We start from the raw sequence: 24980 nt of genomic DNA, 5'->3' as shown, positions 1-24980 counted from the left end.
GACAGCAGGCTGGCAATGTCGTCCTCATCGATCGTCACCGGTGCGGCATGGCCGCTCAGGACCTTCGGCCCGTCATCTTCGAAGACGATCTTGGCGCCGATGGCGAGTGACTGGCTGACTGTGTCGCCGTCGAAGTCGGTGATCGTGACCACCGCATTGATCTTGTTCGACAGGTTGATCGGCTCGTCATAGGAGCCGGCCGAACCGTTGCCGGCCAGCGGATGCTGCAGCGACAGGTACTGTGCCGTCGAGATATGGCCGGTCTGGTCGACCGAGACCGCGAAGGCGACAGCACCCTTGTCGTTGGGTGTGCCATTGTTGTTGTCGACGCGGCCGACGATCAGATTGCCTTCCTTGAACAGAGAGATCTCGTGCCCGTCGGTCGTCTTCAGGCCCGAATCCGTGCCCGGCGCTGCAACCGCAAGGCTGAGCACCGCCGCGCGCGGCTCGTCCGTGCCGAGCAGCGACCCGAACAGCACCACCGGCTGGTTGCCATGCGCATAGCCCAGGCTTGCCGTACCCAGTCCAAGCGAATCGAACTGGTGCGCGACCGAGGCGCTGCTGGTGTCGTCGTTCTGGTTGCCCGCCGTCTCGTCATGCACGACCGACACGCCGGTCGCCGCGATGAACACCTGCGGCACGTCGTCGACCACGGTGACCGTCGCCTTGCCGGTCAGCGTGACCGTATCGCCGTCGCCGTCCTTGGCCTGGAACACCGAGCCGAGGTCGATGCCGGCCGCGCTGCCGCCACCCAGATGCGTCTGCAGCGCGGTGTTCTGGTCCGATGTTCCGGCCGCCGGCGCGACATGGTCGAGCTGGTCGAACTGGCGCACCACGAAGGCGCCGCTCGAGGCGTTCAGCGTCACCGTCATCACGGTGCGGTCGCTAAGCCCGTTATAAGCGCCGTTATGGTTGCTGTCGACAAAGCCGACCAGCGTGTTGCCCTGGACCATCCAGCTCAGCTCGACGCCCTTCGACGACAGCCCGATGGCCGTCAGGTCTGCGGCCGCCGTGCCGGTGAAGCCGAAACCGCCGCCGGCGGCCGGGCCGTCGGCGCCGAAGTCGACAAGCCCGTTCAACGAGCCGGATGCGATCGCCGCACCCAGCGGGAACTCCGTGCCCGAACCGTCGCCGGATCCGTCATAGGGCGAGGTTCCCTGCGACAGCAGGCTGGCAATGTCGTCCTCATCGATCGTCACCGGTGCGGCATGGCCGCTCAGGACCTTCGGCCCGTCATCCTCGAAGACGACGGTCTGAGAGATGTCGGCGCTCTGTGTGACGTGGTCGCCGTCGCCATCGGTCGCCGTCACGGTGACCGAGACCGAGCCGGCGCCGAGCGCGATGCCCTCGTCGTTGCTGCTGGTGTCGGGATGCTGGAGCGAGACGTATTGCGCCACCGCGACCTGGCCGGTGGCGGCATCGATATGCAGGGCGATGGCGACCTTGTCGGTGGCGGTGATGCCGTTGTTGTCGGCATCATAGACGCCGATCACGCGGCCGCTGCCGTCGGTGAACAGCGAGATGGCGTGGCCGTCGGTGGTCTTCAGGCCGGAATCCACGCCCGTATTGCTGGCAAGGGTGAGCGCATAGACAAGCGAATTGCTCGTTGCCGGGCCATCGGCGCCGAACAGCCCCGTGGCGTTCACGACGCCGCCGCTGCCTTGCGCATATTGATGCAGCGGCATGTCGGAATCGGCTCCGGCATTGACGCCGGCAAACAGGGCCGCCACGGCCGGATCGGTGGTGTCGTCGGAATCAGCATCGACACCTGCGGTCTCGTCGATGACGATGATGTCGCCGACCTTGATGTTGGCCAGGAAGGTGCCGGTGTTGTCGCCCGCTTCGCCGATCTCACGGAAGGTCAGTGAGTTGTCGCCGGCCGTCGCCGTGACGTCGATGGCGATGGTCTGCATGACGCCCGACGTAGGATCGTAGGTTCCGACCGAGACGCCGTTCCACAGCACTTCGAGCTTGGCGCTGTTGGCAATGCCCGGATCGTTGGCGGCGCCGATCTCGAAGGAGATGCGGTATTCGCCGGCGCTGAGGCCATGCAGCGTCTGCGAGATCTGGATGTTGCCAGGGCTGGCCTCGAGGTCGACCATAACGCTGTCGGTCGGGCTGTCGACGCCGCGATAGCCGTCACCGACCTTCTGCAATTCGATGCTGCTGGCGCCTTCGTAGGGCGAAGCCGTGACAGTCCAGGCGCCGGCGGGACCGGTCGTGGTGCCGCTGCCCGCGCCCCAGGCGTCGCCATTGGGAACGAAGCCGTCCAGGAACAGGCCGTTCAAGGCACCGTTCGGCTGCGAGATGGTCAGGCTCGGACCATCGTCGTCGAAGCTGATCTGGCCCGAGACGTCGGCGCTGGCGCTTGCGGTGTCGCCGTCGCCATCGGTGACGGTCACGCTCACCGCGACCGAATGCGAGGCCAGCACCACCGTGTCGTCGGGATTGCCGGTGTCGGAATGATGAAGCGACAGATACTGCTCGACGGTCACCTTGCCGGTGGCCGGATCGATCGACAGCGCGAACGCCGCATCGCCATCGAACGTGCCGCCCTGGACGACGCCGACGACGACGCCGTTGCCCAGCAGCTGCAGTTGGATCGCGGAGCCGTCGGTGACGGCAAGGCCCGAGACCGCATTGGTGACGCTCAGCGCATAGACGGTGTGGCCGGAGATCGCCGGACCATCGGCACCGAACAGCGCCGTGATGTTGACGAAGGCACTGTTGCTGGTGCCGTGCGCGATCGCGCCGCTGCCGCCGACATCGGGATCCTCGCCCCTGGCGATGCCGGGCGTGGCGATCAAGGCCGCATCGCTCGTGGTCGCCGTCTCGTCAAGCGCTACCGTAACGCCGGTGGCGGCGACAGCCGTCACCTTCGGCCCGTCATCGTCGAAACTGATCTGGCCCGAGACGTCGGCGCTGGCACTAGCGGTGTCGCCATCGCTATCCGTGACCGTGACCTTCACGGCCAGCGAGCCGGCGGTGAGTGCAACCGTGTCGTCGGGATTGCCGGTGTCGGAATGGTGGAGCGACAGATATTGCTCGACGGTCACCTTGCCGGTGGCCGGATCGATCGATAGCGCGAACGCCGCCTCGCCATTGAACGCGCCGCCCTGCACGACTCCGACAACGACTCCGCTCGCAAGCGTCTGCAAGGTGATCGTCGAGCCGTCGGTGACGGTCAGGCCGGAAACGGCGTTGATTACGCTCAGCTGATAGACAGTGGTGCTGCTCGCCGCCGGGCCGTCGCCGCCGAACAGCGCCATCACGTCGACCAGGGCGCCGCTGCTGGCGCCGGAGGTGATCGCCCCGGTACCGCCGATATCGGGATCCTCGCCCTTGACGATGGTTCCAGTGTCGATCGCAGCCGCCATGCTCAAGCCCTGCGTCTCGTCGAGTGAGACCACGGCGCCGGCGTCGGCGACGACTGTCACCAAAGGTCCATCGTCGTGGAACTGGATCGCGCCGCCGATCTGGGCGCCGCCGAATGCGCTGTCGCCATCGAAGTCGGTGACGGTCACCGAGGCTGTGACCTTGCCCGAGAGGGTCAGCACGTCGTCATGGGCGGCAGCGCTCGATCCATCGACAGCGTGCTCCAGCGGAGCGTATTGGGTGACCGTAAGCGTGCCGTTGCCGTTGATGACGATGGTAAAGGCGGTGTGGGTGCCGCCGTTCTGATAGGTGCCGGTGACCGTCGTCGCATTGGTCTGCAGCAGCGTGATCGCAAAATCGCCAATGGCCGTCTTCAAGCCCGAATCGAGCGATGCGGCATTGCCGGTCAGGCCCAACGCATAGGCGATGCCGCCGCCAGCGGCGGCGCCGTCGGCACCGAAATTGGATGCAATGGAAATAATCGGGTTGGTGCTCGTCACGTCGATCGGAAAGCCGGCCGGCGAACCGGCATTGGTTTCATCGAGCACCGCGGAACTGGCTGCCGTGTTGCCCACAGTCAGGGCAGGGCTGTCGTCCTCGACGACTACGGTCATGTTGGCAGTTGCCGAGCCGCCGAACGGATCCTGCACGGTAACCGGGACGACGATGGAGAGGTTATCCTCGAAGCCGGCCAGCGGGTGGTCGAGGGGGCCGAGCAGGGCGATCTGGAAGGTTCCCGCGCTCGCATCCGTGATGGTGACACTGATCACGACGTCCGATCCGACCCTGCCGACGAGATGCGTCGAATCGACCAGTTCCCAGACGACGTCGGTGCCGTGCGAGGTGAGCGTCGTGGCAGGCACGCCGAGGCCGTAGGTCAGCGGATCGCCATTGGGATCCGTAGCGCCGAAGCTGCCGTTGATCACCGAAAGATTCGATTCGTCGAAGGGTGAGCCGGGATCGCTGTCCGGGTTTGCGCCTGAAAGCCCTTCTTCCGACACGCGGACGGTGAGATCGCCAAATTGCGGGTTCGCATTGGGAAGGAACAGCTCCCGCCTCTCGGCCTGCCCGAACTGCAGATCGGTCGGCGGCAAGAGCGCCGAAAGATCAAATCCATCGCCGATGCCGCCGGGAGGAATTTCAAAATTTCCACCGGCGCTCGAGGTCGAACCTCCAGGGCCAGCCGACATCGAGCCATCGGCGCCGAAGGCGACATCCACATGGCTTGCCTCGAGCGCGGCGATCAAGGCGACGCGCGGCACCTCGACATCGCCAAGGACGAAGGTCGGCACGTTGAGCGCGCCGTCCTTGATTACGATGACCGAGCCATCGGCCTGTTCGAGCACGAGATTGTGGCCGTCGACCTTGATGTTGTCGATCGAGACGTTCGCCGGAAGCTTCACGACGTTGCTGGCGTCGGCCACGTATTCGTGCGGCGCGGCTGCCGCCGGAGCCTTAGCCTCCGCTGGTGCTTCCGCAGGCGCACCGCTGCCCACATCGACCGGCACTGGTTCGGCCGCTGCCGGCGCGGCCTGCTGCGTCGAAGCCGCTTGGGCGACCTGGAACTCTGCCGGCGAGGTCTGGTCGTGACGTTCACTGGCCATGGAATGCTCGTCCCACGAACCCGAAACGGCGTCCAATTCGTTATTGATGGTCATTGCTTGTACCCCTCCGGCATTTTCCGGAAAGAGACAGCGGCAACCATTACTTTGCAACAGTTCGTCAATCTGCTTTATATACTATTATATGCGTACAAAGGCATTTTTTACGCGTGGTAAACTGGGAGCATATATTCTGTTATATAAGTCGATATCCGTCGGTGCGGATGAGGGGCTCGCCTCCTGCCGCATGGTAAATAGAAGTATAAATTCTAATAAAATTTTACGAAAAATGGGAGAGGTAAGTTTCGTCGCCATTATCTACCTTCATTGCCAATAATTTGAGACAAGATTGGTACCGTCCACAGTCAAAAGGTGGGCGTTATGAAAAAAGAAAAAACCGCGCCGGGAACAGCCGGCCTCAAGCTACTCTTGCTGACGATCAGCCTTGCGGGCCTGCCGCAGCCATCGCTCGCGAGCGTCCCTTTAGACGACACCGCTTCGGTCGGCGGGCTTGTTGAAGACGTGCGGATGCCGTTCAGCCTGGGCGGCGTTTCCCTGGAAAGATCCCAGCCTTGGCAGCCGGCGGCAGGATACCAGCCCGGCGTGGTTTCCATGAGTTACACGCTCGACGATGCCCAAACCGGCGTTGCGTCGGGGCCTGCCGATGTCGGAATTGATCCCGTCAAAACGGCGGCGATCATCCCCGGCGTGTTCGGCTCCGTCGCGTTGTCCATGCATAACTTTCCCGTCGCCGCGCGGTGGGCGCCGGTCTACCAGGCAATTGTCGGCTGCTCGGCGGGGAGTGCCTGCGAACAGAAGAGCGCGGCATTTGCAAGGCTGATCTCGTCGGCACAGGGCAAAGGATTCAGCGAGAAACTGTCCTTCGTCAACAGCGGCATCAATCACCTGATCGCCTACAGGAAGGACAGCGTCGTCTATGGCAAGCTCGATTATTGGGCAAAGCCCGCGGAGGTGCTTGATAAGCGCGCCGGCGACTGCGAGGATTTCGTCATACTGAAGATGACGGCGCTGCTGAGGGCCGGCATCCCCGCGCAAAGCATGGCGTTGGTTGTTCTCCAGGATCGCAGGCGGGGATTCTTCCATGCGGTCCTGTCGGTAAGCACGGCAAGTGGCGTGTTCATTCTCGACAGCCTCAACAACACCGTGCTGCGCGACAGCGATCTCCCCGACTATGTTCCGCTGTATTCCTTCAGCACGGACCGAGCCTGGATCCATGGCTCGAGGTCGGGCAGCGCGCAGGTCGCGGAGATCAAGGGCGGTTTCGCAGGCGTCGCGCCCGGCGAGGGATTGCAGCCCGACATGGCTTCAGGAGCGCTTGCCCGTCGGTGAGCAACCGCGGTTCGCCGTTTCTATGCAACGCCGAACCGCTCTATCTCTCTGTTTTTTTCACAATTCCCAAGGGCGCTACGCGCTTTTCCCGGGGAAAGCGTTTCGCACCTGGAATTGCTTCTAGCCGCTGACGAATGCCATTAGCAGGTCCTGCCCGACCAGCGGTGCTCGCACGGCATTCAATTGGCCACGATATCGGCGCTCGCCGGCGCCGATGACGAACCCACTCGCGACCGGAATCTCGCCATTGGCATCCAGCCGCGCGAAGATGTCCGCGACGTTGAGATCGAGAGCCAGCCTGAGATCCTGACGGCCGTCATCGCTCGGCGCCGTCGGCAATTGGCGCTTTACCAATTGTTGGAATGGAGCGTTGAAGGTCAGGATCTTTTTCGACGATGAAAGGGCGAAGGCGGGCGAGGGGCAGGCGACCAGTATCGCGGTGATCGTCCTGATTGATGCAAGCCTCTTCAACGTCAGGTTTTCTTCCGTCAAGTCACGAATGCAGGCAACCCTGATCGCCGATGTCAGGTTGCCAGCGGGAGACTGGCTCTCGGCGATCTCATCGACAAGCATGCCGATCGTGCATTTGCGGCTTTCCGCCATCTGCTTGAGTGACGTCCAGAACGTCCGCTCCAGGCGGATGCCGCGGCGGATGCCGCGGCGCGCGACAACCCGGAACTCCATGCCGAGATCTTCCGTGGCCATCGGCACGAGCAACCGCTCGAGGACAGCGGGAGGCGTGGCGCTATCGTTCACTCATCGCCTCCTCTCGTGCCTTGTTGATGGGTTTCAGCAGGTAGGTCAGGATCGTCTTGCGGCCGGTCTTGATGTCGACGGAGCAGATCATGCCCGGGATGATCGAATAGGTCTTGCCATCCCGCGTCAGCGTCGACCTGTCGGTCGCGACGCGCACCTGATAATAGGGCTCGCCTGTCTTCTGGTCGACGAGACTATCGGCGGTGATGTTCGAGACCTTGCCTTCGATGCCGCCGAAGATCGAGAAATCATAGGCGGTGACCTTGATCAGCGCCTCCTGGTCCGGCCGGATGAAGGCAACGTCGCGGGGCGAAACCCGCGCTTCGACCAGCAAGGTCTCCGAAGTCGGAACGATGCCGGCCACGACCGCGCCGGGCTGCACGAAGGCGCCAACCGTATTGATGTCAAGCGTGTTGACGATACCGTCGACTGGAGAACGGATGTCGGTGCGGGCCACCTTGTCGGTCGCGCCGCGTATGGTTTCATCGACCACCGAGAGATCGGCCAGCGCCTGCGTCAGGTCGCTCAGCGCTTCCTGTTGCAGCTGCAGACCGAGCTCATCGACCTGAAGCTGGGCCTCGGTGATGGCCGATTTGGCTTTCTTGGTGGTTTCTCCAGCAAGCGTCAGCTGCCCGTTGAGCTCTGTCTGCTCGCGTTCGACCCGGAGTTGCTCGGTTCGCGCCATCAGGCCTTTCTTGACCATCGCTTCGACCAGCTTTGCCTCCTGGTCGCTGACGACCAGATTCTTCGTAAGGCGATCGGAATTGGCGGTCGCCTCGTCCAATTCCTTCTCGCGCTGATCGAGGCGCGACTTGAGAACCGACAGCTTGACTTCGAAGTTGTCGCGGCGGGCGACGAGCAGCTTCTGCTCGTTGTCGCAGATTTCCGGGGCGACCTTCTGGATTTCGGCCGGACACGGAAATTCCCCTTGCAGATCGCCGCTCTGCTCGAACTTCAGCCGTGCAATGCGGGTCTGTAATGCCCGTGCCTTGGCCTGTTGCTCGCCAAGGCTGGAGGTGTTGAACGTATTGTCGAGGCGGATGATGAGGTCGTTCTTCTTCACCACCTGCCCGATCTTGACGGCAATTTCCTGGACGACGCCCGGCTCGCTGGCCTGGATGATCTGCGTTTTGGAAGCAGGTATGACCTTGCCGTCGCCGCGTGCGATTTCATCCACCTCGGCAAAGGACGCCCAAGCAACGGAAGACACGAAGAGTGCACCTATGATGAATATGGACGCCGACGCAAAGAGCGGCGGCCGGTCTTCCCTTGCAAGCATTTCCCACGGCCCCAACGCATTGAATACTTTGATAGTTTTTGTTCTTCAGGTGCTTTTTTTCTGCAGCGCCTGTATCACTTGGTCCTTTGGTCCATCGGCAACGATCCTGCCTTGCTCGATGACGATAAGCCGGTCGGCAAGTTCGAGCATGCTGAAGCGGTGCGTCGAGACGATCAACGTCGTATTTCGATCGAAAGCCACTTTGAGCTGCTTGATCAGTTGCCGCTCGGAAGCCAGATCCATCGAGCCGGACGGCTCGTCCAGGAAGACGACTTTCGGTTTGGTCAGCAACAGCCGGGCGATCGCCATCGTCTGTCTCTGGCCGCCCGAGAGATTGGTGCCGCGTTCGCCGACATTCATGTCATAGCCACGCGGGTGGCGAGAGACGAAATCATCGACGCCGGCGGCCTTGGCCGCTTCGACGATCTGCTCATCGGTCGCCTCCGGACAGGCCATCAAAAGATTTTCCTTGATGGTGCCTGAAAACAGATCGTTCGCCTGCGCGACGATGCCGACGGCGGCGCGAACCTCGGAGGGGTGGTATTGGCGGATGTCGATGCCATCCAGCAGCAGTTCGCCGGAACTCGGCAAGAAAAGCCTGCCGATCAATCGGCCCATCGTCGTCTTTCCCGATCCTATGCGGCCGATGATGCCGATCCGCTCGCCCGGCTTCACGGAGAAATTCAGGCCGGTCAGGACCTCGTTCTCGGAGCCGGGATAGGTAAAGCCGACGTTCCTGAACACCATGGCGCCGTTGCGGATGGGCCGGTTGACGAAGCCCACGGTGTCCGGGCGATCCTCCGGCTGAGCCATGATCGAATTCACCATCCGCAAAGAGAGCATGGCCTGGCGCAATCTGGACAAGGTGATGGCGATCTGACCGAGCGGGGCGACAGCCCGGCTGGCCAGCATGACGGTGCCGATGATGGCTCCGGTGGAGACATGTCCTTCGGAGAAGGCGTAGGCGCCGGCTACCACCAGCGCGACCGTGACCATCTGCTGGATGGCCTGCGTTATATTGCCGGCGGCGGCCGAAAGCTGCTTAATCTTCTCGGAGGTGTTGGAGGCATTTTTGGAATGCTCTCCCCATTTTCGCAACAGGTAGGCCTCGGCGCGCAGCGACTTGATCGTTTCCAGCGTGGAGATGGATTCGACCAGCAGGGCCTGCCGTTGCGAGGCCTCGTTCATGGACGCCGCCACACGCTTGCCGATGCGCCGCTGCGTGACCAGTCCGACGATCACCGACGCGACGAAGGCCAGTGCGGGTATCATGACCAGCCAGCCGCCTATCGCATAGATGACGAGGAGAAAAACAAACACGAAAGCCGTGTCGATGAACACGCTGATGGTGTTGGACGTGAAGAATTCGCGCACGAATTCATATTGAGTCACGCGATTTGCGTATTCGCCCGTTGAGCCCGGCCGTGCCGCCAGAGACGAGTTCAGCACCTTCTCGAACAGCATATATGAAATGCGCAGATCCGCCTTGCGCCCGGCATAGTCGATGAGCGATGCCCTTGAGGTCTTCAGCAGCAGGTCGAACAGGATGACCGCGCTGATGCCGATGGCCAGCACCCAGAGCGTCGATATCGCCTTGTTCGGCAGGATCCTGTCGTACACGTTCATGGTGAAGATCGGCGAGGCGATGGCGAGCAGATTGATGAACACCGCCGACAGGATAACCTTCGAATAGGTGCGCCAGAACGGCCCCATCGTTCCCGTCAGCCAATGTCGTCGCTCGATCTTCGGCGCCGAGCCGACGCTCATCGCCTCCGTTGCGTTGGCATAGGTGATCGAGAAGGACGCACCGCCGCTGATATAGCTGTTGGCCAGTTCCGACCGGCTGATCGTGGTGCGCCCGTCCTCCTGGGGAGCGGTGAAATATTCGCCGGCTTCACCATCGGCCAGCAGCGCGACCGGCAGCTGGCTGACGCGAAAGACGATCGCGGGGAGGTCGATGCGCCCCCGAACAAAGTCGCGATGGCCGAACTCTGTGATTTCAAGGCCGACGCGTTCGGCAAGATGCCGGATCGCGTCGATATCGATGCGCGTTTCGGCCAGCGGCACGCCGGCAAAGAGCACGGTTTCGGCACTGGGGCGGCCGAGATACGCGGCTACGGCCGAAAAGCAGGCCTTGAAAGCCTCTTTCGGTGACAGGATGTTGGGTTGCTGGTTCACGATCCGCCCGCGGGGACTCTCGATCGATCCTTGGGCTCGCCTATTTTTTCCTGACCGGCGCCAGAATATCGAACGGCACGTCGTTCTTCTGTTCCGAGGGCGTGCGCGCATAGGTTTCGGTGTCGGCCGTTTCCGGCGCGGCGAACTCGGTCCGCGCATATGCCGTAGCCTGTTTTGGCGGGTGGATGTCCATCGTTTTCAGCAACTGCCCAGTCGCCGCCAGAAGCCGATATTGCGCGAAAAGGGATGCATAGGACGCGGTGTCGGCCAGTGTCGCGGTGTTGAACCGCGTATTCTGCGCATCGAGCACGTCGAGCAGCGAGCGCTGCCCGACCTTGAACTGTTCGCGATAGGACGCGACCAGCTTTTCGTTGGAGGCGGCTTGCAGCTTCAGGGTCTTGGCCAGATCGGCCTGCCGGAAGCGACGATCCCATGACGTGCGAACGGCTTCCTCGATCTCTCGGAGAACCTGGTGCATCGCGAGCCGCTGCTCGCTGGTGCGGCGGATCTGCTCCTGCTCATTGGCCTTGTCGATGCCGCCCCGATAGAGATTCCAGCGCAACACCAGACGTGCCTGCAGATCGGATGCGTCTCCATTGTCGCCGTCAATGTCGTAGCCCGCCCGGGCAGAGCCTTCGGCAATGATCGAAGGACCGTATTTCGCCCGCGCCGCGTCCACCAGCGAGGCCGCCGCGGCAATATCGCTGTTGGCCATGTGGACGCGCGGGTTGCTCTCGCGCGCAAGGCCCAGCGCATCGTCCAGCGACCTTGGCAGCGTGCCGGATACGTCGGCCGGCCTCGCTGCATTGGTCAGCGGCTTGCCGACAGTTTTGAAAAACCGTATCCGCGCGGCCTCCAGTTCCTCCGATGCTTCCTGCATGCGGGCCTTGGCCGCGAACAGCCGCTCCTCGGCCTGTTGTCGGTCGGCTTCGTTCAACCCGCCGCCGGCAATGCCTTCCTGGATATCGTGGAGGATTGCTTGATGGAAGCCCAGGTTTTTCTTTGCCTCGGCAACAATCGAAGCCTGGAGCATGTATTCGAGGTAGTCTTGGACAACAGAGAGGCCGATGAATTCCGACCGTTCCAGCACCCGAAACGACGCGCCATCGACGCGGGAGGCCTGGCGGTTCAATTCTGCGCGCCTTGCGCCGCTGTCATAGAGCGTCTGCGAAACGGTCAGGTCGGTTTCTGCCGGATAAAGCGCGTCGTCCTCTATCGAGAGTGCGCGCCGTGACGAATTGTCGAGACGGCGAGCGCCAGCCGACGCCTGCAGGTCGACGCTGGGCAAATAGAGGCCCTTTGCCTGACGCAATTCGAACTCGATCGCTTCGCGATTTTCTATCGCCTGACCGATCTCCGGATTGGATTCGACTGCTACCGCCACGGCCTCCTTGAGCGTGAGGGCGTTCGCCCCCCCGCAAGTCAGCATCGTAGCCGCCATCAAAAGACCAAGGCGCTTGCCTATGGCCGACATGCCAGTTCTGTTCATTTAGCCCACCCGTTTCCCCAACGCCTTCCTCAAGGCGCTTAAGCGGGCCAACCCCAGGCCCACCATTGCCGAATTACCCGATATATTCAGAAAATACGTGAGCGAATATTAATTTAGATGACTCTAAATGGGTTTTCCCCGTCATGAGCAGTGACATGTAGCAAAAATAACACATAGCAGCGGGGTCGATCGGGGCGGGAGAATGCCGATCGGCTGCGACGAAAAATGCCTTGGTTGGAGCGGTGAGGGCACTTTTTGAAAAAGCCGCGCAATGGTTCCCAATAGTTGGAGGCGCTTGCCCGGGCCGAGACGTGGCGCTGTTGCCGAACGGGGACACCGGGCGCGGACTATAAAACGGATGTAGCCTCCGATAAGTGCCGATAACGCGTCAATGGAGTGCTGCCCATCCAGTCACAAGAATAAGGGCAAGCGTAACCAGCGCTCCCGAAACGTACAGAACTGTCCTGACGCTACCTCCCTTTGCGGCGTTTCCGCCACGTAGGTAGATTCCCAGATGAATCAGGCGTATCGCCAGGTGCAGCCCTACAAGGGTCGCCAAAGTGGTCGGTCCAACACCAACCATCATCGCCAGCACCGCGGGCACGACAAAGGGCGCCAGCGCCTCAACCGAGTTCATGTGGACGCGGTCGATCCTGTAGAGCGGGTTGTGGTCGTCCGCCGGGACTACCGGTCCTGAAAGTACCCCTGCAAATCCCTTGGACGAACCGGAATAGACTGCCAACACCACTGACAGCAAACAAAGCGTAAGCACGCCGAGGATGCTTAACCAATAGGCTTCCATGTTGTCTCTGCTCCTGGAATCTCAGTGGGCGATAAGGTGCTTGCGAGTCATACCCCATGAACTGCAACGCGATTTTCAGGCTGCCCGATGGTTGAACAGCCCGTGGAACCGTTGCAGGTAGAGCGGCCAGCCCTGATCGCTATCAACTGCACCCCTCACGCCCTCCCAGCCTTCCCCATGGCGCTCGAAATGCCGGTGCTCGATCTCAACCCGGGTTCTGTTCTCGGTCTCGGCCGTGAACCGGACCTCCCATTCGCTCGTCTTGTTCGGGTCGGTCTCGATCTGCCACCGAGGGCTGATGTCCCAGCTCAGAACCAGCCGGCTGGGCGGATCGTAAGCCAACACACGAGCCCAGCGGCACTCGCTGCCATCCACACCTCGGTCGTAAACGTGCCCTCCGACCCGGGGGTCGAAGATCGTTTCTGCGATCGGAACGGCAAGAAGATTGTGCTCTGGAGGTTTGAATCTCCCGAAATCCTCGGTGAAAACCTTGAAGGCACGCGCAATGGATGCCTCGACGACGACGAAATGCCTTACGGGCGCGAGTGCAGGATCCTTACTCATGCTTGGTCCTTTTTTGGATACTCGACGGCTGATTTGTAGCCCGCCAGGGTCTTGCTCCAGAACTGGTCCATTTCCGCGCGCAGGCCTGCCAGCCCATCCTGATCGATACGGTATATGCGTTCCTTGCCCGAGCGCGTGTCGGCCACAAGCCCGGCAGCCTTGAGTATCTTCAAGTGTTGAGAGACAGCCGGCCGGGTTACAGGCAGGGCACGAGCAAGTCCGCTGACCGAACAGGGCTGTTCGACCAACAGTTCGAAGATCGTGCGCCTTGTCGGATCTCCGAGCGCTGTCCAGTAGTTCGCGTTAGTCACCACTAACGCGAACTTAATTCGATGGTCGCGACCTGTCAATATCGGGAGTCAATGATGCGTCGTCCAAGGCCCCATCCGGCTCCGCGGGATTAAAGGGAAACCATTCAGCGACCTGCGCTCTCTCGTGGCATGAATCATGCGGCCGTCGCAGGGAGTGTCAGTTGCGCTTTGACGGTATCGGCATAGCCAATTGCATTTTTTGAATTGGCCTCTGCCGACCTGCCTTGGCATTTATCGAAGCAGTCGGTTGATGCTGGGATCGAGGATGGCCAAAGTGGCGCAAGTCTATTGCAATCGGCGTTACATGCCCGAAGACGAGGCGCGCATCGGTTTCTTCGATCGGGGATTCCTCTTTGCAGACGCGGTCTACGAGGTGACCGCCGTGATAGGCGGCAGGCTGATAGACAATGATTTCCATCTCAATCGTCTCCAGCGGTCGCTTGCCGAGATCTGTATTCCCATGCCCGTGACGCTGCCTGAGATAGAAGCCATTCAATTGGAACTGATCTCGCTCAACGGATTGGATGAAGGAACGGTCTATCTCCAGATTTCGCGCGGCGAAGCCAAGCGCAATTTCCTGTTTCCCGATGATCTTGAGCCTACCATGGTCGCCTTCACAAGCGCCCGCAAACTCGTAGGAACCAAGGCTCAGACCGAAGGCGTCGCCGTCGACCTAGCGCCTGACCCGCGCTGGGCACGGCGCGACATAAAGACCGTCATGCTGCTGGGGCAGGTTCTGGCAAAGCATGCTGCAAGCGAGAAAGGCTTCGATGATGTCTGGTTTGTCGAGGGTGGACAGGTGACCGAGGGCGCGTCGGCGACGGCTTTCATCGTTACGCACGACGGCCGTGTCATCACTCGCGCCAATTCTCAAGCCATCCTGCCCGGCTGTACGCGGCGAGCAGTGGCGCGTCTGTGTGAAGACCAGGGCATTTTGTTTGAAGAGCGTGCGTTCTCGCCAGAGGAGGCGTTTTCGGCGGCGGAAGCGTTCCTTACCTCTGCCTCGAGCCTGGTCACCCCCGTCATCCGTATTGCCGGCCACAGGATCGGAAACGGCCAACCTGGTCCATTGACACGTCGCCTGCAGGAAATTTACGTCCAGACAGCTTTTGCAGAGATGAACGGGCATGCGGCCGGACGAGCGGCCCTTGCTTGATGAGCGGGATGTGAGCATGGGTGCCGCACGGCGTTTAGGCCTTGGCATGGGGCGGCTGCCGCCCGGCCCGAACAATGCGATCACGGACGTGCCGGGTGTCCTGGTCGGCCACAAGACGATCATCGCCAACGGACTGGCGACAGGCGTCACCGCGGTCTTGCCCCATGGCGGCGACCTGTTCAGATCCAAGGTCAGGGCCGCGGTCGATATCATCAACGGTTTCGGCAAGTCTGTCGGGCTCATGCAATTGGCCGAACTGTGCACGATCGAAACGCCGATCCTTCTGACCAACACGTTTTCGGTCGCGCCATGTGCAGAGGCGCTGATCAAGCGTGCCATTGCCGCCAACCCGGAGATCGGCCGCAAGACCAGCACGGTCAACCCCGTCGTTTGCGAATGCAACGACGGCGGCATCAATGATATTCAGGCAATGGCGGTCAGCCGGCATGACGCCGAAGCGGCGCTGGATGCCGCGAGCGCCGGTCCGGTCGAACAGGGCAGCATCGGCGCCGGCACCGGAATGACGTCGTTTGGGTTCAAGGCGGGTATCGGCAGCGCATCCAGGTCTGTCGAGATCGGGTCTCGCGCCTTCACGCTTGGCGCTCTGGTGTTGTCCAACTTCGGCAGGGCAGGGGATCTTGTCCTCCCGGATGGCCGCAGAGCCGATCCCAAAGGGCTCGGCGAGCCTGAAAGCGGGTCGATCATCATCATTCTCGGCACGGATATTCCTCTTGACGACCGGCAATTGAACCGTGCCGCCAGCCGGGCCGGCGCCGGCATTGCCCGTCTCGGTTCGTATTGGGGACACGGCAGTGGCGATATCGCCATCGCCTTCACGACCGCCGATCCTCTGCCGCACGTCTCCCCTTCACCGTTCAGTTCGATTTCGCGTGTCGATGACAGATACATCGACCTCGTTTTCGAAGCGGTTGTGGAAACCACGGTCGAGGCCGTTCTGAATGCCCTGTGCGCCGCGCAAAGCGTGGTTGGACGAAATGGACGCAGGATTCCGGCGTTGACCGAATGGCTGAAGGAGCCCCTTTGAGCATGAAGATTTTCATTTCGGCCGATATCGAAGGCACCGCGGGCATTCAATCCTGGGACGAGGCGGAAAGAACGCATGCCGACCATAGGGAATTCCGCGAACTGATGACCGGGGAGGTCCTGGCCGCCTGCGAAGGAGCGCGAGCCGCTGGCGCAACTGAAATCATGATCAAGGATGCGCATGACAGCGGGCGCAACCTTATTCTCGAACGCATGCCGCCCTTTGCGCGCATAGTGAGGGGCTGGTCGGGACATCCGGACGCAATGATGTTCGGGATCGATGAAAGCTTCGATGCCGCGCTCTATACCGGCTACCATTCCAAGGCCGGCGTCGAGGACAACCCGCTCGCACACACATCGACATTGCGCATATCGCGGCTGATCCTGAATGGCGAAACAGCGTCCGAATTCACATTGAATGCGTTGTGCGCCGCGCGCTATGGCGTGCGCTCGGTATTTCTTTCCGGCGACGAAGGCATTTGCGCGGACGCCAGAGCCCTCGTCCCGGGGATAGCCACTGTCGAAACCCTCAAAGGCGCCGGCGCGGCCACCATCTCCCTGGCGCCTGCGGCGGCGCGCGGCGCAATATGCGAGGGCGTTGAAAGGGCGTTGCGCGACACGGCGCGGCAGGCTTTGCCGCCAATGCCGGAAAGGGTCGAGATCATCATCGAATTCAGCAACCCCGTCGATGCCTATCGCGCCTCCTGGTATCCCGGAGTGCGCCGGCACGGGCCACGTGCCGTCGCCTTTGCATCGAACGACTATTTCGAGGTGCTGCGCGCCTTCCGTTTCATGAAGAGCTGAAGGTCGCTGTGCCCGCGGGCTTCAACGTTTGCGCCAGCGCCTTGGAGGATTGCCAAAGAGCCTCCACCATGGTGCTTCGAGTCTTCTCCGAGCTGCGATACAATCGTATCTCGAGATCGAGCGTCCATGTGCTGTCATTCGAACAGATGACAAGGGCTCCATTGGAGATGTCGTTCTCGACGAGGCTTTCTGGCAGCCAGCAGATGCCCGCGCCGGTCAGGGCAAGTTCCTTGAGCCCGGCGCTTATTGTGCTTTCATGCACTGTTTGACGCCGGAACGGCGAGTGCTTCGAGAAGAGTTTTCCGAGGGCAACGCCAAAGAAAGAGCTGTAACCGTAGCCGAGATAAGGCAGAGCGAGCTTTGCCGTTTCCGGACTGTCCAGAATGCCCGCCGCGGGCACGGTCGACTTGTCGAAGCGCAGTTCCGGCGCCGCGACCGGGATGAGCCGATCCGATCCGATAGCCAGATGAGAAAACTTGTCGCGATCCAGGTGAAACGGCACTTCACGGTGCGCATAGGTCAGGAAGAAGTCGGTTTCGCCATCGGTCAGTGCGGCCAGGTTCGCCTCGATGCCACCTCTGTCAGCCATGAAGGACGTGCCGAAGGTGCGAGTGTTCCGCTGCACCTCCCGCAGCCAAACCGGAAAGAACGTGATGGTCAATGTGTGAAGGGCCGCAAAGCGGACAAGCCCCTGTTCCGCAGGCGGGCGTAGAGACTCGCGCACCGAATAGAACATCCTGATGGCGTCCTGCGCCATTGGAAGAAAATTGCGCCCGGCCGATGTCAGTTCGGCCGGCATGGTGGCACGACTGATGAGCGGTGCTCCGAGCCACGTCTCAAGTTGCTTGATGCGCCGACTGAAGGCCGATTGGGTGACATTGCGGATTTCGGCTGCCCGCGAAAAGCTCGATGTTTCTGCAAGCGTCACGAAATCTTCGAGCCATTTGATTTCCACGCGGCCTCTCCTCCACTGCGTTCGAGCACTGATCGAACCGCAATGGGGAACATATTTCATTATAATTGCTATGTTATGCAAATTTTGCATGCTCGATTGCGAAAACCGAATTGGCCTTGTGATCGCTGACGCCCCAACGTCCGCAAAACGAAAAAGCTGGCAACTGGGGCCGGTGGCAGGGGAAACGTGAAGTCGAGCGCGGGAGAAGAATCTGACCGTGCGCGAAACGGAATGCCACTCAAGTTAAATCTATGTCGGCGGCGGCCGTGAACGCCGGAGAGAAGAAAAGGCAGCATGAATTCGCAGAACCAAGCCGATCTCGTTTTGCATGGCGGCAAGATTTGGACCGGTTACGGAAATCCGATCGCGGAGGCGATTGCGGTCTTGGGCAACCAGGTCGTGGCCAGTGGCTCCAACGCCGCTATCAAGCCCCTGATCGGAAAGGGCACGAGCGTCGTGGATCTGGCCGGGCGCTTCGCAATGCCCGGTCTGAACGATGCGCACCTGCATCTGATCTCGACGGGACTCCTGCGTGGCAAGGTCGATGCGACGCCCGATGCCGCGCCGACCCGCGGCGCGCTGATGGCTGCGTTGCAGGCGCGGGCCGCCGAAACGCCCAAAGGCGCATGGGTGACCGCGCGCGGTTTTGACCAGACCCGCTATCCCGACGGTTTGATGCCCACCGCGAAGGAGCTGGATGCAGCCCTGCCCGATCACCCGGTTTCCGTCACGCGCGCCTGCGGCCATATCACTGTCGCGAATTCGCGGGCGCTGGCGCTGGCGGGGATCGACATCGACACGCCCGATCCGGATGGCGGCCTCATCGGCCGCGAAGCCGGACAACTGACCGGATTGCTGGCGGAGAACGCCCAGAACCTCGTCTACGATGTCCAGCCCACGCCCTCGCTTCCCGAGATCATCGACGCCATCGAGGCGGGCGGCCGGCACTTGCTACAATTCGGCATAACCTCCTGCATGGACGCGGCTGTCGGCCAGATCGACGGAATGACCGAGATCGAAGCGTATCGGCAGGCCGAGCGCGGCGGCCGGCTGCCGGTCCGGGTCTGGGCGACGCTCCTGGGCGATCCCGGTTCGTCCATCGTCGAGCCCTGTCATGCCGAGGGTCTCGTCACCGGTGTCGGCAGCGACATGTTCCGCATCGGAGGCGTGAAGGTGTTCACGGACGGTTCGGCCGGCGGACGCACGGCCTGGATGCGCCAGCCATATATTGGCCAGCCCGACAATTTCGGTGTCCGGATGCTGCCGGACACCCGCTTGTTTGAACTGGTCGACCGCTATACGGCAATGGGCTACACCATGGTCTGTCATGGCATTGGCGACGCCGCCATCGACCAGCTCGTGCGCGCTTATGAACGTGTGCGCGCCGCCAGGCCGGATCACAAGCACCTGCACCGGATCGAGCATTGCGGCTATGTCGATGACGCCATCAATCAGCGGATGTTGAAAGCAGGCATCTTGCCCGCACCGCAGCAGGCTTTCATCTACGATTTCGGCGACGCCTATGTCTCGGTTCTTGGGCCGGAGCGCGGCTTGCGCTCTTATCCGATCGGAACCTGGGATCGTCTGGGCATGAAGCCATCCACCGGCAGCGACTCGCCGGTTTGTTCGCCCAATCCCTTCCCCGATCTCTACGCCATGCTGACGCGCAAGACGCACAAGGGCACGGTAATGGACGCTTCCGAGATACTGACGCCCGAACAGGCGTTGCGCGCCTACACCGAACATGGTGCTTACTCCCAGGGCGCGGAAACGGTGAAAGGCCGGCTGGAGCCTGGAATGCTCGCGGACATCGCCGTCTTCTCCAATGACCTCCTGGCGGCCGCACCGGAGACAATCCTGCGTGAAACGCGCTGTGAGATGACAATTCTGGACGGGCGCATCGTCTATGAAGGAAACTGAGGCGGGATGCCGGTTGGGCCCGCCTCTGACAGGAAATCAACAACGAACCACAGGGAGGAATTGAGGGATGTTGAACAGACTTGGCTTGATCGCGGCGCTTGCGCTTGGAACGGCGACCGCCGCGCTGGCGCAGGACGCCACACCGAAGGATGGGGGGAAATTGGTGTTTACCGCACCTTATGGCAACTCCATCACATCGCTGGACATCACGGCGACACCGCATACGCAAGACGAGATCGTGGCCAAAGCGATCAACCGCTCCCTCTACAAATGGAACCCGGAAAGCGGCAAGCCTGAGCTCGACCTCGCCGAAACGGTAGAGAAGTCGGCCGACGGCAAGACCTATACCTACAAGCTCCGGGAAGCGACCTTTCACAATGGCGACAAGCTCGACGCCGATGACGTGATCTGGTCCTACAACCGTCTGGCCGATCCCAAGAAGGCGCTGCCGGGCGCCGAGCAGATGCTGCAGATCGCCGGCGTCGCCGAATTTCAGGCAGGCAAGGCCGATCATATTTCCGGGTTGAAGAAGATCGACGACAGGACCATCGAAATCACTTTCATCAACCTGGCCGATCCGGGCTGGAACCTGATGTCGAACTATGCGCCGATCTACTCCAAGGACTATCCGGAAGATCAGCTCGCCTCCAAGCCGAACGGCCTTGGCCCGTTCAAGCTCGCCAATTACGTCGCGGGCTCGAAGGTCGAACTGGAGAAGTTCGACGGCTATTATGAGAAGGGCAAGCCGCATCTCGACAAGCTCGACATCATGCTGATGGGCGAAGCTTCGGCTCGCGACGTCGCCTTCCGCAACGCGGAGATCGATACCAACGTTCTCGGCCCTGTGCAGTATGAGGCCTACAGCCAGGATCCGGCGCTGAAGGATCACATCCTTGAGGTGGCCGAAGTCTACACCCGCAATATCGGCTTCAATCCGAAGGTCGAGGCATTCAAGGACAAGCGCGTCCGGCAGGCGATCAATTATGCGATCAACAAGGACCTGATTGTCGAGAAGCTCTTGAAGAACAAGGCTTATCCCGCGGTCTCCTGGCTGCCGATTTCATCGCCGGCCTTCGACAAGGACGCCAAGCCCTATGCCTATGATCCGGAAAAGGCCAAGGAACTGCTGAAGGAGGCAGGGTTCGAGGCCGGCCTGAAGTTCTCGGTCACCGCGACCTCGAACGAAAGCTGGGGCCTGCCGATCGTCGAGGCGATCATCCCGATGCTGGCCAAGGTGGGCGTCACCGTGACGACCGACCCGGTGGAAAGCTCGGTCCTGTCCGACAAGATCCTGTCCGACAATTTTGATGCCTTTATCTGGTCGAACTCGTCGGGCCCGGATCCGCTGAAATATCTGAATTGCTTCTATTCGAAGACGTCGCAAACCGCCTGCAACTACGTCAAGTTCAACAACGCCGACTTCGACAAGCTGATCGAGCAGGCAGGCAACGAAACCGATCCGGCCAAGCAGAACGATCTGCTGAGGCAAGCCAACAACCTGCTGCAGGACGAGGCTCCGGTCTGGTTCTTCAATTACAACAAGGCCGTCATGGCCTACCAGCCATGGGTCCACGGGCTGAAGCCGAACGGCGCGGAACTGGCGATCCAGGATTACGAGGACATCTGGATCGACGACAGCGCACCCGCATCACGCAAGTAGCGCGATGGCATGGCTGGCGGGCGGGACCGGTTTGTACGGCCCCGCCCGCCGCATGGCGCCCACTCCCGCCCGGCGCATGGCGCCCAGTTGTTGAAAGGCAGGATTCGCGGATGTCGCGCTTCATCTTTCGTCGCACGCTGCAGATGATCCCGACCCTGCTGGCGGTCGTGCTGATCATTTTCGTGATCTTCAGCGTCGTCCCCGGCAGCTTCATATCGAGCCTGATGTCGGAGGGGCGCAACGCCACGAATGCCGATGTGATGGCGCATCTGAACGAGCAGTTCGGGCTGGACAAGCCTCTGCCGGTCCGCCTGTGGGACTATCTGTGGGGGCTGGCGCATTTCGACCTTGGAATTTCCTACCGCACCCGCGAACCGGTGTGGAACGTGATCGAGCCGCGGCTCTGGCCTTCGATCAAACTGGCGCTGGCGGCGATGGGCTTTGCCGCGGCAGTCGGTATTCCTCTGGGATTTCTGGCCGCGCTGAAGCCCGGCAGCGTGTTGGACACCGGCACGATGATGCTGGCGGTTTCCGGCCTGTCGGTTCCCGAATTCTGGCTAGGCTTGCTGCTAATGTACGTCTTTGCGCTGCAGCTCGGCCTGCTGCCGAGCTTCGGCTACCAGCCCGGCGGCATCCGCTACATCATATTGCCTGCCATCGCCCTCGGCGTATCGCCGATGGCGCTCTTGGCGCGAACCACCCGCGCGGGCGTTCTGGACGTGATGAACGCGGATTTCGTGCGCACGGCGCGAGCCAAAGGGTTGACCGAACCGCGTCTGGTGCGCAGTCACGTTACCCGCAACGTGCTGGTGTTGATCCTGACCACGCTTGGCCTTCAGATCGGTTCGCTCATGGGGCAGGCGATCGTGATCGAGAAACTGTTTTCCTGGCCAGGGATCGGGTCGCTTCTGGTAGACAGCGTGTCGGCACGCGACATTCCCGTGGTTCAAGGCACGGTCATCGTGATCGTGTTGTGGTTCCTTGTCATCAACATGCTGGTCGATATCGCCTATGCCATGATCGACCCGCGCATCAAGGTGGCCTGATCCATGCGGTTGCGTTTCAATTTCGCCCTTGGGCTGGCGCTGGCGTTGCTCGTGGTCGCCGCAGCCGTCAGCGCCGGCTGGATTGCCCCGTACAACCCGATATTCGACGCCGACCTGATGAATTCTGAAATGCCACCAAGCTGGGACCATCTTTTGGGCACGGACGGGCAGGGTCGCGACGTCTTTTCCCGTATCCTCTACGGCGCCAGGGTGTCGCTGACCGTCGGCCTCGTTTCGCAGTTGATCAACTCGTGCATCGGTATGGCGCTCGGGGTTTCGGCCGGTTATTTCGGAGGCTGGTGGGACGATCTGGTGAACGGGCTGACCAACGTCATGCTGGCGATCCCGTCCCTGGTGTTCGCGCTCGCCATCATGGCGGTGTTGGGACCCGGCTTGCCAAGCCTCCTGATCGCATTGGGCCTGACCAACTGGTCCTGGACCTGCCGCATCGCCCGCAGCTCCACCTTGTCGCTCAAGAATCAGGGCTTCGTGCAGGCCGCCAGGGCGGCCGGCTTCAGCGACGCCAACATCATGCGCACGCAGATACTGCCGAATATCGTCGGTCCGGTGCTGGTCATCGCGACACTTGGCATCGGCGGCGCGGTTCTGGCGGAAGCTGCACTGTCTTTCCTCGGCGTCGGCATCCGGCCGCCGCAGCCGAGCTGGGGCAACATGCTGACCGATGCGCGCGAACTGATCCGCACCGCCCCCTGGGCCTCGCTGTTCCCCGGCATCGCAATCTTCGCCACGGTCCTTGGCTTCAACCTGCTCGGTGACGGGCTGCGCGACATGCTGGATCCGCATATGAGGATCAGGCAGGCATGAGCGGCATTCTTCCCGACCCTGTTCTGTCCGTCCGCGACCTGCGCATCGGCGTCGGCAAGCGGAACGAAATCCTTCACGGCGTGTCTTTCGATATCCTGCCTGGGGAAACTTACGGACTTGTCGGCGAATCCGGCTCGGGCAAAAGCATCACCGGCCTTTCGGTGATGGGGTTGCTTAAGCGTCCGCTGGAGGTGACCGGCGGCTCGATCTTCTTCCGGAGCCAGGACGTGTTGAAGCTTGGCAGCCGCGCCAGGCGCCGTCTGCGCGGCGACCGTATGGCGATGGTGTTTCAAGAGCCCATGACGGCGCTCAATCCGCTGATGGCAATTGGTCGGCAGATCGCGGAAATGTTCGTCGTCCACAGGGGCTTCGGATGGTCGGATGCGCGCAGGAAAGCCGTCGAGGCGCTGGAAAGCGTTCGGGTGCCGGCGCCCGAGGAACGCGCCCTGTCCTATCCCCATCAACTGTCGGGAGGGATGCGTCAGCGCGTCATGGTTGCCATTGCGCTGGCCTGCCGTCCCGACCTGCTGATTGCGGACGAGCCGACCACCGCACTTGATGTGACGGTCCAGGCAGGCGTCCTGGAATTGCTTGCCGAACTTTGCACGGCTGAAGGAACGGCCGTGCTGCTGGTCAGTCACGATCTGGGCGTGATCGCCAATATGTGCCGGCGCGTCGGGGTCATGGACCGGGGGCGGCTCGTCGAGGAACAGGACACCAAGGCTCTGTTCGAAAATCCGCTGCATCCCTATACCCGCGGCCTGCTCGCGGCGCGCCCCCGCCTGGGGTCGCGAACGCTGGTTGGACGCGCCCGCCTGACCGAACTGGACCAGGTCGTGACCAGCGAGGAGCGTGGACATGACGCACCGACGCTGACCACGCCGCGCGGCTTTGGTCAAGAGGCGACCGCATGAACCAGCCTCTTCTGGAAATCCGCGACCTCAACGTCCATTTCCCGCTGCCGCGGCGCTCACCGTTGGGCCCAAAGCGGACGCTTCGTGCCGTTCAGGGCGTGAACCTGACCCTGAACGAGGGAGAGTGCCTGTCCATCGTCGGTGAATCCGGCTGCGGAAAATCCACCACCGCGCTGACCGTGATGGGCCTGCAGGAGCCCACTTCGGGAAAAATCCTGTTCCAGGGCAAGCCGTTGGCAGGCCCTGGCGCTCCCGCCCGCAAGGAGCGCGCGCGCATCGCTCAGATGGTGTTTCAGGACCCGTATGCGTCGCTGAATCCGCGTCAGACCATCGGCCGCATGCTGTCCTCGCAGCTTGCCCTGCATGGAATCGCCAAGGGAAGCGAGGCCAGCCACCGCGTCGCCGAGATGCTGACCCGCGTCGGCCTGACACCCGATCACGCCAACCGTTATCCGCATGAATTCTCCGGTGGGCAACGCCAGCGGATCGGCATCGCGCGGGCGTTGATGCTCGATCCGAAGATCCTGGTGCTGGACGAGCCGGTGTCGGCGTTGGACGTGTCCATCCAGGCGCAGATCATCAACCTGCTGATGGACCTGCAGGAAACGCTGGGCTTGAGCTACATCATGATCTCCCATGATCTGAGCGTGGTCGAGCATGTCAGCGACCGGGTTGCCGTCATGTATTTCGGCCGCGTGGTGGAAGAGGGTGACTGGCATTCGATTTTCAGCCGCCCGACGCATCCCTACACGCGTCGCCTGATCGGTTCGGTTCCCGATCCCGATGCGATCCTGACCGGGGCACGCACCTTGCCGGATGCCGCCTTCGTTCCAGACGCCGCCCGCTTTTCGCCCGACATTTCGCGCCGTCCGGACCCCGACGAAGAACCCGAGCCAAGCGAGCTTGTCGAGATCGACCGCGGTCATCGCGTGCGTCTAGCGCAATAGGAAT

General features: G+C 61.7%; 19 protein-coding genes. 10 read left to right on the top strand and 9 right to left on the bottom strand.

What is annotated here, in order from left to right; all coding sequences use genetic code 11:
* Positions 1–5033, bottom strand: a 5033-nt coding sequence (locus tag LB532_RS27145) for a DUF5801 repeats-in-toxin domain-containing protein (RefSeq protein ID WP_210239864.1), incomplete at its 3' end; no start/stop codon positions are given.
* Between the two features lie 324 nt (positions 5034–5357).
* Here LB532_RS27145 and LB532_RS27140 point away from each other — a divergent pair.
* Positions 5358–6326, top strand: a complete 969-nt coding sequence (locus LB532_RS27140) for a transglutaminase-like cysteine peptidase (protein WP_140638329.1) — start codon at positions 5358–5360, stop codon at positions 6324–6326.
* A 120-nt stretch (positions 6327–6446) separates the two neighbouring features.
* On the opposite strand, the gene LB532_RS27135 is transcribed toward LB532_RS27140, so the two are convergent.
* From LB532_RS27135 to LB532_RS27105, 7 genes are all read right to left on the bottom strand, one after another.
* Positions 6447–7082 carry a ribbon-helix-helix domain-containing protein gene (locus LB532_RS27135; RefSeq protein WP_140553520.1) on the bottom strand — a complete coding sequence of 212 codons (636 nt, stop codon included), beginning with the start codon at positions 7080–7082 and terminating at the stop codon, positions 6447–6449.
* Positions 7072–8361: an HlyD family type I secretion periplasmic adaptor subunit gene (locus LB532_RS27130; RefSeq protein WP_140497322.1), complete on the bottom strand. Its 1290-nt coding sequence runs from the start codon at positions 8359–8361 to the stop codon at positions 7072–7074. The genes LB532_RS27135 and LB532_RS27130 overlap by 11 nt, the downstream gene beginning before the upstream one ends.
* Positions 8362–8406: 45 nt before the next feature.
* Positions 8407–10539: a type I secretion system permease/ATPase gene (locus LB532_RS27125; protein WP_140638330.1), complete on the bottom strand. Its 2133-nt coding sequence runs from the start codon at positions 10537–10539 to the stop codon at positions 8407–8409.
* A gap of 40 nt (positions 10540–10579) precedes the next feature.
* Positions 10580–12028 (bottom strand): TolC family protein, encoded by a 1449-nt coding sequence (locus tag LB532_RS27120; protein WP_140553515.1) that lies wholly within the window; start codon positions 12026–12028, stop codon positions 10580–10582.
* 388 nt (positions 12029–12416) lie between these two features.
* The gene (locus LB532_RS27115) at positions 12417–12830 is read right to left on the bottom strand and encodes an MAPEG family protein (RefSeq protein ID WP_140638331.1); all 414 of its coding nucleotides are present in this window, start codon (positions 12828–12830) and stop codon (positions 12417–12419) included.
* A 75-nt stretch (positions 12831–12905) separates the two neighbouring features.
* The gene (locus tag LB532_RS27110; RefSeq protein ID WP_140638332.1) at positions 12906–13394 is read right to left on the bottom strand and encodes an SRPBCC family protein; all 489 of its coding nucleotides are present in this window, start codon (positions 13392–13394) and stop codon (positions 12906–12908) included.
* Positions 13391–13744, bottom strand: coding sequence for an ArsR/SmtB family transcription factor (locus LB532_RS27105; RefSeq protein WP_140638333.1), 354 nt, complete (start codon positions 13742–13744; stop codon positions 13391–13393). Before LB532_RS27105 ends, LB532_RS27110 begins: the two co-directional genes overlap by 4 nt.
* A 226-nt stretch (positions 13745–13970) precedes the next feature.
* Here LB532_RS27105 and LB532_RS27100 point away from each other — a divergent pair, with 226 nt between their 5' ends.
* From LB532_RS27100 to LB532_RS27090, 3 genes are read left to right on the top strand one after another with little or no spacing between them, the layout of a single operon-like run.
* Positions 13971–14861 (top strand): D-amino-acid transaminase, encoded by an 891-nt coding sequence (locus tag LB532_RS27100; RefSeq protein WP_140638334.1) that lies wholly within the window; start codon positions 13971–13973, stop codon positions 14859–14861.
* Between the two features lie 16 nt (positions 14862–14877).
* Complete coding sequence (locus LB532_RS27095) at positions 14878–15906, top strand: P1 family peptidase (protein ID WP_140638335.1); 1029 nt, start codon at positions 14878–14880, stop codon at positions 15904–15906.
* A gap of 2 nt (positions 15907–15908) precedes the next feature.
* On the top strand, positions 15909–16709 hold the full coding sequence (locus LB532_RS27090; RefSeq protein WP_140638336.1) for a M55 family metallopeptidase: 801 nt from the start codon (positions 15909–15911) through the stop codon (positions 16707–16709).
* On the opposite strand, the gene LB532_RS27085 is transcribed toward LB532_RS27090, so the two are convergent.
* The gene (locus tag LB532_RS27085) at positions 16696–17664 is read right to left on the bottom strand and encodes a LysR family transcriptional regulator (RefSeq protein WP_140638337.1); all 969 of its coding nucleotides are present in this window, start codon (positions 17662–17664) and stop codon (positions 16696–16698) included. The two genes, LB532_RS27090 and LB532_RS27085, sit on opposite strands and share 14 nt — an antisense overlap.
* Before the next feature lie 294 nt (positions 17665–17958).
* Between LB532_RS27085 and LB532_RS27080 the strand changes: the two genes are divergently transcribed.
* From LB532_RS27080 to LB532_RS27055, 6 genes are all read left to right on the top strand, one after another.
* A complete protein-coding gene (locus LB532_RS27080) occupies positions 17959–19584 on the top strand; it encodes an amidohydrolase (protein WP_140638338.1) in 1626 nt (541 codons plus the stop codon).
* Positions 19585–19651: 67 nt separating this feature from the next.
* Entirely contained in the window at positions 19652–21244 is a 1593-nt protein-coding gene (locus LB532_RS27075) for an ABC transporter substrate-binding protein (protein WP_140638339.1), read from the top strand.
* A 110-nt stretch (positions 21245–21354) separates the two neighbouring features.
* A complete protein-coding gene (locus tag LB532_RS27070) occupies positions 21355–22290 on the top strand; it encodes an ABC transporter permease (protein WP_140497345.1) in 936 nt (311 codons plus the stop codon).
* A 3-nt stretch (positions 22291–22293) separates the two neighbouring features.
* Positions 22294–23115, top strand: a complete 822-nt coding sequence (locus LB532_RS27065) for an ABC transporter permease (RefSeq protein ID WP_140638340.1) — start codon at positions 22294–22296, stop codon at positions 23113–23115.
* Positions 23116–23120: 5 nt separating this feature from the next.
* Positions 23121–24029 carry an ABC transporter ATP-binding protein gene (locus LB532_RS27060; protein WP_411908902.1) on the top strand — a complete coding sequence of 303 codons (909 nt, stop codon included), beginning with the start codon at positions 23121–23123 and terminating at the stop codon, positions 24027–24029.
* Positions 24026–24976 carry an ABC transporter ATP-binding protein gene (locus LB532_RS27055; RefSeq protein ID WP_140638342.1) on the top strand — a complete coding sequence of 317 codons (951 nt, stop codon included), beginning with the start codon at positions 24026–24028 and terminating at the stop codon, positions 24974–24976. The genes LB532_RS27060 and LB532_RS27055 overlap by 4 nt, the downstream gene beginning before the upstream one ends.
* The last annotated feature ends 4 nt before the right edge of the window (positions 24977–24980 follow it).

The organism is Mesorhizobium sp. ESP-6-2, assembly GCF_020164675.1.
GTDB lineage: Bacteria > Pseudomonadota > Alphaproteobacteria > Rhizobiales > Rhizobiaceae > Mesorhizobium.
Note: the sequence above shows the minus strand (reverse complement) of the source record. Positions and strands in the feature narration are given on the sequence as shown.

Excerpts from the sequence above, each read along its gene's own strand:
- LB532_RS27140 (WP_140638329.1), top strand. The coding sequence starts at position 5,358 with ATGAAAAAAGAAAAAACCGCGCCGGGAACAGCCGGCCTCAAGCTACTC.
- LB532_RS27130 (WP_140497322.1), bottom strand. The coding sequence starts at position 8,361 with ATGCTTGCAAGGGAAGACCGGCCGCCGCTCTTTGCGTCGGCGTCCATA.
- LB532_RS27120 (WP_140553515.1), bottom strand. The coding sequence starts at position 12,028 with ATGAACAGAACTGGCATGTCGGCCATAGGCAAGCGCCTTGGTCTTTTG.
- LB532_RS27115 (WP_140638331.1), bottom strand. The coding sequence starts at position 12,830 with ATGGAAGCCTATTGGTTAAGCATCCTCGGCGTGCTTACGCTTTGTTTG.
- LB532_RS27110 (WP_140638332.1), bottom strand. The coding sequence starts at position 13,394 with ATGAGTAAGGATCCTGCACTCGCGCCCGTAAGGCATTTCGTCGTCGTC.
- LB532_RS27100 (WP_140638334.1), top strand. The coding sequence starts at position 13,971 with ATGGCCAAAGTGGCGCAAGTCTATTGCAATCGGCGTTACATGCCCGAA.
- LB532_RS27095 (WP_140638335.1), top strand. The coding sequence starts at position 14,878 with ATGGGTGCCGCACGGCGTTTAGGCCTTGGCATGGGGCGGCTGCCGCCC.
- LB532_RS27090 (WP_140638336.1), top strand. The coding sequence starts at position 15,909 with ATGAAGATTTTCATTTCGGCCGATATCGAAGGCACCGCGGGCATTCAA.
- LB532_RS27080 (WP_140638338.1), top strand. The coding sequence starts at position 17,959 with ATGAATTCGCAGAACCAAGCCGATCTCGTTTTGCATGGCGGCAAGATT.
- LB532_RS27075 (WP_140638339.1), top strand. The coding sequence starts at position 19,652 with ATGTTGAACAGACTTGGCTTGATCGCGGCGCTTGCGCTTGGAACGGCG.
- LB532_RS27070 (WP_140497345.1), top strand. The coding sequence starts at position 21,355 with ATGTCGCGCTTCATCTTTCGTCGCACGCTGCAGATGATCCCGACCCTG.
- LB532_RS27065 (WP_140638340.1), top strand. The coding sequence starts at position 22,294 with ATGCGGTTGCGTTTCAATTTCGCCCTTGGGCTGGCGCTGGCGTTGCTC.
- LB532_RS27055 (WP_140638342.1), top strand. The coding sequence starts at position 24,026 with ATGAACCAGCCTCTTCTGGAAATCCGCGACCTCAACGTCCATTTCCCG.